The sequence below is a fragment of the Citrobacter sp. S-77 genome (genome assembly GCF_963864895.1).
Lineage (GTDB): Bacteria > Pseudomonadota > Gammaproteobacteria > Enterobacterales > Enterobacteriaceae > Citrobacter > Citrobacter murliniae.
Genome location: NZ_CAWLWU010000002.1, coordinates 4,262,653 through 4,276,789, shown reverse-complemented (window position 1 = coordinate 4,276,789; position 14,137 = coordinate 4,262,653). Strand labels below are relative to the sequence as shown.

Sequence of the window (14,137 nt, the reverse complement as noted above, 5' to 3'; positions counted from 1 at the left end):
TCACATCCTCACTCAAAATTGCCGTTAACCAGGCATTCACCATCACGCAGTAACGGCTTGCCAGCGGCAAACAGATGCGACAGTGAGAGATCGTTATTGAGTACGCAAATATCGGCCCGTTCTCCAGCGCAAAGCATGCCGCCGGAAATCCCCAACGATCGTGCGACGTTCGCCGTCATCATCGCGACCGCCTGAGATACTGGAATACCGACATCGATCAGGCGAGGAAGCAAATTGAGGTTACCGGCTACCGGGGCTGCACTTAATCCTTCAACAATTCCTTGAGCGTTAAAGCGTGGCACACTGCCGTTGCCGTCAGAGCTAATGGTAATGCGATCGGCTGGAACCTGAGCTTCCAGTGCGTGGAGAATAGCTTCTTCCTGAGGCATAAATCGACTACCGCCAGACGTCACGTCAATATGGCCACCGCGACGCGCGAAATTGGTAGCCTGTTCGAACAACGCCGCTGTTCTTGCAACATGGGTTGGCGAAATATGGTGGATCGGGATCCCTGCATCACAAAGCTCCACAAGTTGCGACATTCCTTCCGGTAGGTTGCCGAGGTGGACATGCAGTAACCCTTTTTTACCTGCCAGCAGTGAGGCGACCCGGATATCGCTGACTATTCTCAACAACTCCTGGAAAGAGGGATATGAGCCACGGTGATCGGCAAGAGCGATTTTCACACCGAGAATCGCCGGGATAAATGCCATATCATCGCGAATGGATTGCGTAATCGTCGGGCTGGGTACCGCATAGGCTCCGGTATGCATAAACGCACGTAGTCCCTCCAGGTTAAGAGACTGCATTTTTGCGTAGAGATCTTTGGGGGAACGAGAGATAGCATCGGTGCCAAGCACACCGACGACCGTTGTAATACCGGCCAGAATCAGATCGCGCAATTTGACGGCAGGTGTTCGGCTGGCAAACCCTGCTTCACCACCACCGCCGGTAAGATGGACGTGCTGATCGATAATACCTGGGATAACCCACTTACCCCGGCAATCGATGACGTCTTTGACGCCATCAAAGAGTGAAATATCTTTTTCTACTGCCACAATACGATCGGCATGTATGAGCAGGGAGCAGAGGCCTAAATCTTCAGGGGAAAATACACGGGCATTGGTCAGTAAAGTAAACATATCAGTCCTGTCAAACGTCAAGGGGAAGGAGACTCGGCAGGTGAAACAGATTATTGTTGTTATGATGTCCACATTAAAGCCATTACTATAACTGTGACTATTTCCGATTTGTTATCGGTGGATACTGTTATGGCATGACGGAGAGTTTGACGTGGATTGTAAGTGGTTAGAAGATTTTCTGGCTTTAAGTCAGCATGGGAATTACTCCCAGGCCGCTACACAGCGGCATATCACTCAACCAGCACTAAGCCGGCGTATTAAGGCGCTGGAGGAGGTGCTGGGTGTCCCGCTGTTCGATCGCACCACGACTCCCGTTACGTTGACCTCCTATGGCGAGCGTTTTGAACCTTATGCCCGGCATGTTCTGAGTACATTGACGGAAGCGCGCCATGAGCTGTCCGCAATGATGCCAGCAACAGATAACACGCTGGTAATGGTCAGTTTGCATACGTTGTCGGTGAATATCCTGCCTGACATGATCAACTATCTGCGACAAAGCGAACCACAATTAAATTTTACGGTAAATGCCTGCATTCAGGGGATTGATAACCACTTTAATGCTTTGATAAACCGCCAAATTGATCTACTGGTAACCTATGATTTGCCCTCGTCGCAGCCGGGGCTGGAGATTGCCGGAGGGTTAAAACGAGCCTTGTGGCGGTATGAGCGTTTTATCCCGGTAATTTCTGCACAGCTGGCGGACAGTCTTGATGATCCAGGCGTACAGATCCCTTGGCTATGCTACAGCGACTACACCTTTGTCAGGCGTATTATTGACCCGTTAGAACAGTGTGTGCGACCACGGTTGAAAAAGGTGTTTGAGAGTGGTTTAAGCGAAACGATACGAGAAATGGTGCTGCGCCATATGGGGATGGCATGGTTACCGGAATCGATGGTGGCTGAGGAGTTGGTGAATCAGGATATTATCCACTGTTGGCCAGAGAATTCAGAGCTGATAAGTGAAATCCCGGTTGTTGTCTGGGCTAATCTTGAGGATCAGCGGTCAGTTATGCAGAGATGCTGGGATAAGTTGCTGCGTTTTTGATTGATATGGCGATTTTTTCCGCAGTTGATACAATGCAAACAAATTGCCCTTGCGAAGGTTATTCGCTTTGGTTAGTATTCACACCCGCTTCAGTGGGAAACAGTATAACGGTCCCGCTTTATTGGTCGAAGCATTTGGTACGCGGCAAATCCGCAAGGAACAGGTTGATTATGCACGAAGCTCTTTTAGTAGTTTTCCTTATTGTGGCAATTGGCCTGGTTGGCTTGATCATGCTGCAGCAAGGTAAAGGCGCTGATATGGGAGCCTCTTTTGGCGCAGGCGCTTCTGGTACACTGTTTGGTTCAAGTGGTTCTGGTAACTTCATGACCCGAATGACAGCTGTATTGGGAACCTTGTTCTTCATCATCAGTCTGGTGCTGGGTAACATGAACAGCAATAAGACCAATAAAGGAAGTGAGTGGGAAAATCTGAGTGCACCGGCGAAAACCGAGCAAACTCAGCCAGCTGCTCCGGCTCAGCCGACCAGCGATATCCCACGCTAAGATTTCAGTGCCGAGGTGGTGGAATTGGTAGACACGCTACCTTGAGGTGGTAGTGCCCAATAGGGCTTACGGGTTCAAGTCCCGTCCTCGGTACCAAATTCCAAAGAAAATGGACGCTAATTAGCGTCCATTTTTGCATTTGAAGTTTGTGTAAATACAGGTTTCCTCTCTAAAGAAGGGCGGTGAAGTCTTTATCCAGCCTGCATGATACTCACTTTAAATTCAGCGCATAAAAAAGCCGCTTGCGCGGCTTTTGTCATTTTTGTAACGCGATTACTTCGCTTTGTTTTCCAGATTCTCTACCTGTGGCAGGCCAGTTGCGGAAGATGCAGTCAGCAAACCAGACTGGGCGTAGCCGAACAGTTTCTCGCGGGTATCGGTGATGTCCAGGTTACGCATGGTCAGTTGTCCAATACGATCGTCCGGTGAGAACACTGAATCACCTTTTTCCATGGTCAGACGTTCTGGTTTGTAGGTCAGATTGTCGGACACAGTATTGAGAATCGAATAATCGTTACCGCGACGCAGCTCCAGCGTCACTTCGCCGGTGATCTGGCTTGCTACCCAACGTTGTAAACCATCACGAAGCATCAGCGCCTGAGAGTCGAACCAGCGGCCCTGATACAGCAGACGGCCAAGCTGGCGACCGTGAGCGTGGTATTGTTCAATGGTATCTTCGTTATGAATACCAGTCAGCAGACGCTCGTAAGCGATATGCAGAAGCGCCATTCCCGGGGCTTCATAGATGCCACGGCTTTTCGCCTCGATAATACGGTTTTCAATTTGATCGCTCATGCCCAAACCGTGACGGCCACCGATGCGGTTGGCTTCCAGCATCATCTCTACGTCATCGCTGAAGGTTTTGCCGTTCAGTGCAACCGGATGCCCCTGCTCAAAACGGACAGTCACTTCTTCAGCCGGGATCTTCACACTTTCATCCCAGAACTTGACGCCCATAATCGGGTTGACGATTTTGACGCTGGAGTTCAGGAATTCCAGATCTTTCGCTTCGTGGGTCGCGCCGAGCATATTCGAGTCAGTGGAATAGGCTTTTTCGACAGACATTTTGTAGTCGAAACCACAGGCGATCATAAATTCGGACATCTCATGGCGACCGCCGAGTTCGTCGATGAAATCGGTATCCAGCCACGGTTTGTAGATCTGCAGTTCCGCGTTGGTCAACAAACCGTAACGATAGAAACGCTCAATGTCGTTTCCTTTATAGGTGCTGCCGTCGCCCCAGATATTCACACCATCTTCTTTCATGGCGGCTACCAGCATAGTACCGGTCACGGCACGACCCAGTGGAGTGGTGTTGAAGTAGGTCAGTCCACCCGTGGTGTTGTGGAATGCACCACACTGAATTGCGGCGATCCCCTCAGCAACCAACTGCTTACGGCAATCTACCAGGCGAGCATTCTCAGCACCATACTCCATTGCACGGCGAGGAATGGCGTCATAGTCATCCTCATCTGGCTGGCCCAAATTCGCAGTATATGCATATGGGACAGCCCCTTTTTGTCGCATCCACAGCAGTGCTGCACTGGTGTCCAGGCCGCCAGAAAAAGCGATACCAATACGTTGACCTACCGGGAGATGCTTGAGAATCGTCGTCATAAAATAAAACCCTGCTTGATAGACTGGTGAAGAGGTCGGTTTTTTATGTTGATTGCATTTTTATGCAAAATAAGTGAGTTTTCATTTAATCATCTTTTAAGGATGACAGGAAGAGTTTAGTGACAATTTCGTTAAATAACGGCGTAGACGGCGATTTTATTGCTATTGCGTTCTGTTTATTATGCATCCGTCAGCATTCATCCATTTGCATAGTTGTATCAAGGTTGACATAACGTATAAAGAATCAATATACTGTGCGCAGATTTTACGTCCCGTCCTCGGTACCAAATCCCAGCAGTATTTGCATTTTTTACCCAAAACGAGTAAAATTTGCCACGTTTCAGGCGCGGGGTGGAGCAGCCTGGTAGCTCGTCGGGCTCATAACCCGAAGGTCGTCGGTTCAAATCCGGCCCCCGCAACCACTTTCCCTTAGAGTTCTTTTTCAAATATACTGTGAAGACTTAAGCCTTCGTAGCTGGATTTGAAAAAAATTCTTTCGGAAGGTTCTCCGAACCGCAGGTGCGGTTATAGGGTTCAGTTATCTAAAGCCCCGATTTATCGGGGTTTTTTGTTATCTGACTACAGAATAACTGGGCTTTAGGCCCTTTTTTTATGTCTTGGGGGTGGGCTTGTCCACATTAGAGCAAAAATTAACAGAGATGATTAAAGCGCCAGTTGAAGCCTTGGGGTACGAGCTGGTCGGCATCGAATTTATTCGCGGTCGCACATCCACACTGCGCATCTATATTGATAGTGAAGATGGCATCAATGTTGATGATTGTGCTGATGTGAGCCACCAGGTAAGTGCTGTGATGGATGTCGAAGATCCGATCACTGTAGCTTATAACCTGGAAGTCTCCTCACCGGGTCTCGACCGTCCTATGTTCACGGCTGAACACTACGTGCGTTTCCTGGGTGAAGAAGTCACGCTGGTTCTTCGTATGGCGGTGCAAAACCGTCGTAAATGGCAGGGCGTTATCAAAGCGGTGGATGGTGAAATGATCACTGTCACAGTCGAAGGTAAAGATGAAGTGTTCGCGCTGAGTAATATCCAGAAGGCGAACCTGGTTCCCCACTTTTAACAGTCTGGATTGAGGTGAAAAGCCCGCGATGAACAAAGAAATTTTGGCTGTTGTTGAAGCCGTATCCAACGAAAAAGCGCTGCCACGCGAGAAAATTTTTGAAGCGCTGGAAAGTGCGCTGGCTACAGCAACAAAGAAAAAATATGAACAAGAGATCGACGTTCGCGTAGAGATCGATCGTAAAAGCGGTGACTTCGATACCTTCCGCCGTTGGGTAATTGTGGAAGAAGTCACTCAGCCAACCAAAGAAATTACGCTGGAAGCTGCACGTTACGAAGACGAAAGTCTGAACGTGGGTGAATATGTTGAAGATCAGATTGAATCTGTAACCTTTGACCGTATCACTACCCAGACCGCGAAACAGGTTATCGTGCAGAAAGTACGTGAAGCTGAACGTGCGATGGTTGTTGATCAATTCCGTGAACACGAAGGCGAAATCGTCACCGGTGTGGTGAAGAAAGTAAACCGCGACAACATCTCTCTGGACCTCGGCAGTAACGCTGAAGCTGTGATCCTGCGTGAAGACATGCTGCCGCGTGAAAACTTCCGCCCGGGAGACCGTATTCGTGGCGTTCTGTATTCTGTTCGCCCGGAGGCGCGCGGTGCGCAACTGTTTGTTACGCGTTCCAAGCCGGAAATGCTGATTGAACTGTTCCGCATTGAAGTGCCAGAAATTGGCGAAGAAGTGATCGAAATTAAAGCGGCAGCTCGCGATCCGGGTTCTCGTGCGAAAATCGCGGTGAAAACCAACGATAAGCGCATTGATCCGGTTGGTGCTTGTGTGGGTATGCGCGGTGCGCGTGTTCAGGCGGTTTCTACCGAACTGGGTGGCGAGCGTATCGATATCGTCCTGTGGGATGATAACCCGGCACAGTTCGTGATCAACGCAATGGCGCCAGCAGACGTCGCTTCTATCGTGGTGGATGAAGATAAACACACCATGGATATCGCGGTTGAAGCCGGTAACCTGGCTCAGGCGATTGGACGTAATGGTCAGAACGTCCGCCTGGCTTCACAACTGAGCGGTTGGGAACTCAACGTCATGACCGTTGATGACCTGCAGGCTAAGCATCAGGCTGAAGCGCATGCAGCCATTGATACCTTCACCAAGTATCTCGATATCGATGAAGATTTCGCGACGGTTCTGGTGGAAGAAGGTTTTGCTACGCTGGAAGAGTTGGCCTATGTGCCAATGAAAGAACTGCTGGAAATTGACGGCCTTGATGAGCAGACCGTTGAAGCGCTGCGCGAGCGTGCTAAAAACGCACTGACCACTCTGGCACTGGCCCAGGAAGAAAGCCTCGGTGATAACAAACCGGCTGACGATCTGCTGAATCTGGAAGGATTAGATCGCGAAATGGCATTCAAACTGGCTGCCCGTGGTGTTTGTACGCTGGAAGATCTCGCTGAACAGGGCATTGATGATCTGGCTGATATCGAAGGGTTGACCGACGAAAAAGCCGGTGAGCTGATTATGGCTGCCCGTAATATTTGCTGGTTCGGCGACGAAGCGTAATAAACTGTAGCAGGAAGGAACAGTATGACAGATGTAACCGTAAAAACGCTGGCTGCAGAGATTCAGACCTCCGTGGATCGCCTGGTTCAGCAATTTGCTGATGCTGGTATCCCGAAGTCTGCTGATGATTCTGTGTCCGCACAAGAGAAACAAACCTTACTGGCGCACCTGAACCGTGAAAATGGATCGGCGCCGGATAAGTTAACATTGCAGCGTAAAACGCGCAGTACTCTCAATATTCCTGGTACCGGTGGAAAAAGTAAATCGGTACAAATCGAAGTCCGCAAGACACGCACCTTTGTGAAACGCGATCCGCAAGAGGCTGAACGCCTTGCCGCGGAAGAGCAGGCGCAGCGTGAAGCGGAAGAGCAAGCCCGTCGTGAGGCAGAAGAAGCTGCCAAACGCGAGGCGCAACAAAAAGCCGAACGTGAGGCCGCAGAACAAGCTAAACGTGAAGCCGCTGATAAAGCGAAACGTGAAGCTGCGGAAAAAGACAAAGTGAGCAATCAACAGACCGACGATATGACTAAAACCGCCCAGGCCGAAAAAGCCCGCCGTGAAAATGAAGCCGCTGAACTGAAGCGTAAAGCGGAAGAAGAAGCGCGCCGTAAGCTTGAAGAAGAAGCGCGTCGTGTGGCTGAAGAAGCCCGTCGTATGGCGGAAGAGAATGCCGGTGTTTGGGCAGAGCAAGAGAAAGTGGAAGAAGATAAGAGTGATTATCACGTCACCACTTCTCAGCATGCTCGCCAGGCAGAAGACGAGAACGATCGTGAAGTAGAAGGCGGCCGTGGCCGTACTCGCAGCACGAAAGCAGCGCGTCCGGCGAAAAAAGGCAACAAACACGCTGAATCTAAAGCTGACCGTGAAGAAGCTCGTGCAGCAGTTCGCGGCGGTAAAGGTGGTAAACAGCGTAAAGGTTCTTCTCTGCAGCAGGGCTTCCAGAAGCCGGCTCAGGCTGTTAACCGTGACGTTGTGATTGGCGAAACCATCACTGTTGGCGATCTGGCGAACAAGATGGCGGTTAAAGGCTCTCAGGTTATCAAAGCGATGATGAAGCTGGGCGCAATGGCCACTATTAACCAGGTTATTGACCAGGAAACCGCGCAGCTGGTTGCCGAAGAGATGGGCCACAAAGTTATCCTGCGTCGTGAAAACGAGCTGGAAGAAGCGGTAATGAGCGACCGTGATACAGGTGCTGCAGCTGAAGCTCGCGCACCGGTAGTGACCATCATGGGCCACGTTGACCACGGTAAAACCTCTCTGCTGGACTACATTCGTTCAACGAAAGTGGCCTCAGGCGAAGCGGGCGGCATTACTCAGCATATCGGTGCGTACCACGTTGAAACTGACAACGGTATGATCACCTTCCTGGATACCCCGGGTCACGCCGCGTTTACTTCTATGCGTGCTCGTGGTGCTCAGGCAACGGATATCGTTGTACTGGTTGTCGCTGCAGACGACGGCGTGATGCCGCAGACCATCGAAGCTATCCAGCACGCGAAAGCGGCGCAGGTGCCGGTTGTGGTAGCGGTCAACAAAATCGATAAGCCAGAAGCGGATCCAGATCGCGTTAAAAATGAACTGTCCCAGTACGGTATCATGCCGGAAGAGTGGGGCGGCGAAAGCCAGTTCGTACACGTATCAGCGAAAGCGGGTACCGGTATCGACGAGCTGCTGGATGCAATCCTGCTGCAGGCCGAAGTTCTGGAACTGAAAGCTGTTCGTAAAGGTATGGCGAGCGGTGCGGTTATCGAATCCTTCCTGGATAAAGGTCGTGGTCCGGTAGCAACGGTTCTGGTTCGTGAAGGTACGCTGAACAAAGGCGATATCGTTCTGTGTGGTTTCGAGTATGGCCGCGTTCGTGCAATGCGTAACGAACTGGGTCAGGAAGTACTGGAAGCAGGTCCATCCATTCCGGTGGAAATTCTGGGTCTGTCCGGTGTTCCGGCTGCCGGTGACGAAGTTACCGTCGTACGTGACGAGAAGAAAGCGCGTGAAGTTGCACTGTATCGTCAGGGCAAATTCCGTGAAGTTAAACTGGCTCGTCAGCAGAAATCTAAACTCGAGAACATGTTCGCTAACATGACCGAAGGCGAAGTTCACGAAGTGAACATCGTACTGAAAGCAGACGTTCAGGGTTCTGTAGAAGCGATCTCCGACTCTTTACTGAAACTGTCTACCGACGAAGTAAAAGTGAAGATCATCGGTTCTGGGGTTGGTGGTATCACCGAAACCGACGCAACTCTGGCTGCTGCATCCAACGCGATTCTGGTTGGCTTCAACGTACGTGCTGATGCCTCTGCACGTAAAGTGATTGAATCTGAAAGTCTGGATCTGCGTTACTACTCCGTCATCTATCACCTGATCGACGAAGTGAAAGCAGCGATGAGCGGTATGCTGTCTCCGGAACTGAAACAGCAGATCATCGGTCTGGCTGAAGTCCGTGATGTGTTCAAATCACCGAAATTCGGCGCTATCGCAGGCTGTATGGTTACCGAAGGTGTGGTTAAACGTCACAACCCAATCCGCGTCCTGCGCGACAACGTGGTTATCTATGAAGGCGAGCTGGAATCCCTGCGTCGCTTCAAAGATGATGTCAACGAAGTCCGTAACGGTATGGAATGTGGTATCGGCGTTAAGAACTACAACGACGTACGTACCGGCGATATGATCGAAGTATTCGAAATCATCGAAATCAAACGTACCATCGCATAATCTTCGTCGTCTTTTGGGCTGTTGATGTGTTGGACAGCCCAATCCATAGAAGCTTATTTGAGGTAGGCCGGGTAAGCGAAGCGCCACCCGGCAATGAAATTTAAAAAGGGGCTAATGGCCCCTTTTTTGTCTTTATTCTGGAGAATTTATTATGGCGAAAGAATTTGGTCGCCCGCAACGCGTGGCCCAGGAGATGCAAAAAGAGATCGCAATCATCCTGCAGCGCGAAATTAAAGATCCGCGTCTGGGTATGATGACAACTGTTTCAGGTGTCGAAATGTCCCGTGACCTGGCGTATGCCAAAGTATTTGTCACCTTCCTGAACGACAAAGATGAAGCGGCTGTTAAAGCCGGAATCAAAGCATTGCAAGAAGCCTCCGGTTTTATCCGCTCGCTGCTGGGTAAAGCCATGCGCCTGCGTATCGTGCCTGAGCTGACTTTCTTTTACGACAACTCACTGGTCGAAGGGATGCGCATGTCTAACCTGGTGACCAGCGTGGTGAAACATGACGATGAACGTCGTGTGAATCCTGCGGACGACAGCAAGGAGGACTGATGAGTCGTCCTCGTCGTCGTGGTCGCGACATTCATGGTGTTCTATTGCTGGATAAGCCACAGGGCATGTCCAGCAATGACGTACTGCAAAAAGTAAAACGCATCTACAATGCCAACCGTGCCGGTCACACTGGTGCGCTGGATCCGCTGGCTACAGGCATGTTGCCTATCTGCCTCGGGGAAGCGACAAAGTTTTCGCAGTACCTGCTGGATTCTGACAAACGCTATCGTGTGGTTGCCCGTTTGGGACAGCGCACAGACACTTCCGATGCTGATGGGCAAATCGTGCAGGAGCGTCCGGTGACGTTTACCCCGGAACAGCTTGCGAATGCGCTGGACACTTTTCGCGGCGATATCGAACAAATACCTTCGATGTATTCGGCGCTGAAGTATCAGGGTAAAAAACTGTACGAATATGCACGTCAAGGCATTGAAGTACCGCGTGAAGCACGTCCGATTACTGTTTATGAGCTGCTATTTATTCGTCATGAAGGTAACGATCTGGAGCTGGAAGTGCATTGCTCCAAAGGAACTTACATTCGAACTATTATTGACGATCTGGGCGAAAAACTGGGATGCGGCGCGCATGTTACGTATCTGCGCCGTCTGACGGTCAGCAAATATCCGGTAGATCGTATGGTCACGCTGGAGCATTTACGCAGTCTGGTTGAACAAGCCGAACAGCAGAACATTCCGCCTGCGCAGTTGCTTGATCCGCTGCTGATGCCAATGGACAGCCCGGCGTCTGACTATCCTGTTGTTAATCTTCCTTTAACGTCATCGGTTTACTTTAAAAATGGTAATCCTGTGCGTACGACGGGCGTGCCTCTGGAAGGACTGGTTCGCGTGACGGAAGGTGACGAAGGCAAATTTATCGGCATGGGGGAGATAGACGATGAAGGTCGTGTCGCCCCCCGTCGACTGGTGGTTGAGTATCCTGCGTAGCGCTCTCTGTCTTGCGATAAAAGGGCGCTGCGAGTAGAATACTGCCGCTTAACGTCGCGCAAATTATTTAACAGTTTGCGCGGCGTGTACACAAATCATTCGAGCTGCATCAAGGCGGCAAGTCTGAGAATCCTCAGGGGCTTACTTAAGTAAGTGACTGAGGTGAGCGGACGCAGCCAACGCAGAGTCAGTTTGAAGGATGAAGTGTATACACTGGGATCGCTGAATTAGAGATCGGCGTCCTTTCATTCTTAACACTTTGGAGTTTTAAAATGTCTCTAAGTACTGAAGCTACAGCTAAAATCGTTTCTGAGTTTGGTCGTGATGCAAACGACACCGGTTCTACCGATGTTCAGGTTGCTCTGTTGACTGCACAGATTAACCACCTGCAGGGCCACTTTGCAGAGCACAAAAAAGATCACCACAGCCGTCGTGGTCTGCTGCGCATGGTTTCTCAGCGTCGTAAACTGCTCGACTACCTGAAACGTAAAGATGTTGCACGCTACACCGCGCTGATCGAGCGTCTGGGCCTGCGTCGCTAATTCTTTCGAGTTTCAGAAAGAGGGGGCCTTCATGGCCCCTTTTTTCCAGCAGATGGCAGCAATTCGCTGGAAACTAATGTATTGTTGCTAAGTATGATCTTCCGTTGCAGAGGTTCGCGCGGCTAATGAGAGGCTTTACCCAATAAGCGTGGGTTAGGGTTGTCATTAGTCGCGAGGATGCGCAGAAGATCGGGTATTAACGATGGCGCATTTGTGTCGTCAAAAAAAATAGAGAAAGGATATTATTTTGCTTAATCCGATCGTTCGTAAATTCCAGTACGGTCAACACACCGTAACGCTGGAAACCGGCATGATGGCGCGTCAGGCGACTGCCGCCGTTATGGTTAGCATGGATGACACTGCGGTATTCGTTACCGTTGTTGGTCAGAAAAAAGCGAAACCAGGCCAGGATTTCTTCCCGCTGACTGTTAACTATCAGGAGCGTACTTACGCTGCTGGTCGTATCCCAGGTAGCTTCTTCCGTCGTGAAGGTCGTCCGAGCGAAGGTGAAACCCTGATCGCGCGTCTGATTGACCGCCCGGTTCGCCCGCTGTTCCCGGAAGGCTTCGTAAACGAAGTACAGGTTATCGCGACTGTTGTTTCCGTTAACCCGCAGGTTAACCCGGATATCGTGGCAATGATCGGTGCATCCGCTGCGCTGTCTCTGTCCGGCATTCCGTTCAACGGCCCGATTGGCGCAGCACGCGTTGGTTACATCAATGACCAGTACGTACTGAACCCGACCCAGGACGAACTGAAAGAAAGTAAACTGGACCTGGTTGTAGCGGGTACTGAAGCTGCCGTACTGATGGTTGAATCCGAAGCTGAACTGCTGAGCGAAGACCAGATGCTGGGCGCTGTAGTGTTCGGTCACGAGCAGCAGCAGGTTGTTATTCAGGCGATCAATGAGCTGGTAAAAGAAGCTGGCAAACCGCGTTGGGACTGGCAGCCAGAAGCCGTCAACGAAGCGCTGAATGCGCGCGTTGCAGCGCTGGCAGAATCTCGTCTGAGCGATGCTTACCGCATCACCGACAAACAAGAGCGTTATGCTCAGGTTGACGTGATCAAATCTGAAACCATCGCTACGCTGGTTGCAGAAGACGAAACCCTGGACGCTAACGAACTGGGTGAAATCCTGCACGCTATCGAGAAAAACGTTGTTCGTAGCCGCGTACTGGCAGGTGAGCCGCGTATCGACGGTCGTGAAAAAGATATGATCCGTGGTCTGGACGTGCGTACTGGCGTTCTGCCGCGTACTCACGGTTCCGCACTGTTCACCCGTGGTGAAACTCAGGCGTTGGTTACTGCGACCCTCGGAACCACGCGTGATGCGCAGAACCTTGATGAACTGATGGGCGAGCGTACTGACAACTTCCTGTTCCATTACAACTTCCCTCCGTACTGCGTAGGCGAAACTGGCATGGTCGGTTCTCCGAAACGTCGTGAAATTGGTCACGGTCGTCTGGCGAAACGCGGCGTGCTGGCAGTAATGCCGGACCTGGACAAATTCCCGTACACCGTACGTGTTGTGTCTGAAATCACTGAATCTAACGGTTCTTCTTCCATGGCTTCCGTGTGTGGTGCTTCCCTGGCGCTGATGGATGCAGGTGTGCCAATCAAAGCCGCTGTTGCGGGTATCGCGATGGGTCTGGTGAAAGAAGGCGACAACTTTGTTGTTCTGTCTGACATCCTGGGTGACGAAGACCATTTGGGCGATATGGACTTCAAAGTGGCGGGTTCCCGCGACGGTATCTCTGCACTGCAGATGGATATCAAAATTGAAGGTATCACCAAAGAGATCATGCAGGTTGCTCTGAACCAGGCTAAAGGTGCGCGTCTGCACATCCTGGGAGTGATGGAACAGGCGATCAACGCGCCGCGCGGCGACATTTCTCAGTTCGCTCCGCGTATCCATACTATCAAGATCAGCCCGGACAAGATCAAAGACGTTATCGGTAAAGGCGGTTCTGTTATCCGTGCTCTGACCGAAGAGACCGGCACCACCATCGAAATTGAAGATGATGGTACTGTGAAGATCGCGGCGACCGACGGTGAAAAAGCAAAATATGCTATCCGTCGTATCGAAGAGATCACCGCAGAAATCGAAGTAGGCCGTATCTACAACGGTAAAGTGACCCGTATCGTTGACTTTGGCGCATTCGTTGCCATTGGTGGCGGTAAAGAAGGTCTGGTACACATCTCTCAGATCGCCGACAAGCGCGTAGAGAAAGTGACCGATTACCTGCAGATGGGCCAGGAAGTACCGGTTAAAGTTCTGGAAGTTGATCGCCAGGGCCGCGTACGTCTGAGCATTAAAGAAGCAACTGAGCAATCTCAACCCGCAGCTGCACCGGAAGCACCGGTGAGCCAGCAGGGCGAGTAAGGTTGCCATTGCCCTCCGTGTGAGCGGAGGGCCTTTAACCCGGCAGGACGCCTTGTTAGCAACCGGGGAACTGGACGTTCATTCAATCGTTG

General features: G+C 51.0%; 11 protein-coding genes and 2 tRNA genes. 11 read left to right on the top strand and 2 right to left on the bottom strand.

Going from position 1 to position 14,137, the window contains the following annotated elements:
• Positions 1–8 precede the first annotated feature (8 nt).
• Positions 9–1,142 carry a beta-aspartyl-peptidase gene (iadA, locus tag AACS05_RS20940; RefSeq protein ID WP_045448032.1) on the bottom strand — a complete coding sequence of 378 codons (1,134 nt, stop codon included), beginning with the start codon at positions 1,140–1,142 and terminating at the stop codon, positions 9–11.
• Between the two features lie 151 nt (positions 1,143–1,293).
• Here iadA and AACS05_RS20935 point away from each other — a divergent pair, with 151 nt between their 5' ends.
• From AACS05_RS20935 to AACS05_RS20925, 3 genes are all read left to right on the top strand, one after another.
• On the top strand, positions 1,294–2,187 hold the full coding sequence (locus tag AACS05_RS20935) for a LysR family transcriptional regulator (RefSeq protein ID WP_045448029.1): 894 nt from the start codon (positions 1,294–1,296) through the stop codon (positions 2,185–2,187).
• 170 nt (positions 2,188–2,357) lie between these two features.
• Entirely contained in the window at positions 2,358–2,690 is a 333-nt protein-coding gene (gene secG / locus AACS05_RS20930; RefSeq protein ID WP_003025000.1) for a preprotein translocase subunit SecG, read from the top strand.
• Positions 2,691–2,699: 9 nt separating this feature from the next.
• Positions 2,700–2,786, top strand: a tRNA-Leu gene (locus tag AACS05_RS20925).
• 177 nt (positions 2,787–2,963) lie between these two features.
• On the opposite strand, the gene argG is transcribed toward AACS05_RS20925, so the two are convergent.
• Positions 2,964–4,307, bottom strand: a complete 1,344-nt coding sequence (gene argG / locus AACS05_RS20920; RefSeq protein ID WP_005131837.1) for an argininosuccinate synthase — start codon at positions 4,305–4,307, stop codon at positions 2,964–2,966.
• 345 nt (positions 4,308–4,652) lie between these two features.
• Here argG and AACS05_RS20915 point away from each other — a divergent pair.
• From AACS05_RS20915 to pnp, 8 genes are all read left to right on the top strand, one after another.
• Positions 4,653–4,729 (top strand) — tRNA-Met (locus AACS05_RS20915).
• Between the two features lie 207 nt (positions 4,730–4,936).
• A complete protein-coding gene (gene rimP, locus AACS05_RS20910) occupies positions 4,937–5,389 on the top strand; it encodes a ribosome maturation factor RimP (RefSeq protein WP_045449801.1) in 453 nt (150 codons plus the stop codon).
• Between the two features lie 28 nt (positions 5,390–5,417).
• Complete coding sequence (gene nusA, locus AACS05_RS20905; protein WP_045448026.1) at positions 5,418–6,905, top strand: transcription termination factor NusA; 1,488 nt, start codon at positions 5,418–5,420, stop codon at positions 6,903–6,905.
• A gap of 24 nt (positions 6,906–6,929) precedes the next feature.
• Positions 6,930–9,620 carry a translation initiation factor IF-2 gene (gene infB / locus AACS05_RS20900; RefSeq protein WP_045448023.1) on the top strand — a complete coding sequence of 897 codons (2,691 nt, stop codon included), beginning with the start codon at positions 6,930–6,932 and terminating at the stop codon, positions 9,618–9,620.
• Between the two features lie 151 nt (positions 9,621–9,771).
• Positions 9,772–10,176 carry a 30S ribosome-binding factor RbfA gene (rbfA, locus tag AACS05_RS20895; protein WP_013364561.1) on the top strand — a complete coding sequence of 135 codons (405 nt, stop codon included), beginning with the start codon at positions 9,772–9,774 and terminating at the stop codon, positions 10,174–10,176.
• On the top strand, positions 10,176–11,120 hold the full coding sequence (gene truB, locus AACS05_RS20890) for a tRNA pseudouridine(55) synthase TruB (protein WP_045448017.1): 945 nt from the start codon (positions 10,176–10,178) through the stop codon (positions 11,118–11,120). The genes rbfA and truB overlap by 1 nt, the downstream gene beginning before the upstream one ends.
• Before the next feature lie 272 nt (positions 11,121–11,392).
• Positions 11,393–11,662: a 30S ribosomal protein S15 gene (rpsO, locus tag AACS05_RS20885; RefSeq protein WP_000059465.1), complete on the top strand. Its 270-nt coding sequence runs from the start codon at positions 11,393–11,395 to the stop codon at positions 11,660–11,662.
• Between the two features lie 247 nt (positions 11,663–11,909).
• A complete protein-coding gene (gene pnp, locus AACS05_RS20880) occupies positions 11,910–14,045 on the top strand; it encodes a polyribonucleotide nucleotidyltransferase (protein ID WP_045448013.1) in 2,136 nt (711 codons plus the stop codon).
• Positions 14,046–14,137: the final 92 nt, after the last annotated feature.

Coding starts and splice junctions, on each gene's coding strand:
- iadA (WP_045448032.1), bottom strand. CDS start 1,142: ATGTTTACTTTACTGACCAATGCCCGTGTATTTTCCCCTGAAGATTTA.
- secG (WP_003025000.1), top strand. CDS start 2,358: ATGCACGAAGCTCTTTTAGTAGTTTTCCTTATTGTGGCAATTGGCCTG.
- argG (WP_005131837.1), bottom strand. CDS start 4,307: ATGACGACGATTCTCAAGCATCTCCCGGTAGGTCAACGTATTGGTATC.
- nusA (WP_045448026.1), top strand. CDS start 5,418: ATGAACAAAGAAATTTTGGCTGTTGTTGAAGCCGTATCCAACGAAAAA.
- infB (WP_045448023.1), top strand. CDS start 6,930: ATGACAGATGTAACCGTAAAAACGCTGGCTGCAGAGATTCAGACCTCC.
- rbfA (WP_013364561.1), top strand. CDS start 9,772: ATGGCGAAAGAATTTGGTCGCCCGCAACGCGTGGCCCAGGAGATGCAA.
- truB (WP_045448017.1), top strand. CDS start 10,176: ATGAGTCGTCCTCGTCGTCGTGGTCGCGACATTCATGGTGTTCTATTG.
- rpsO (WP_000059465.1), top strand. CDS start 11,393: ATGTCTCTAAGTACTGAAGCTACAGCTAAAATCGTTTCTGAGTTTGGT.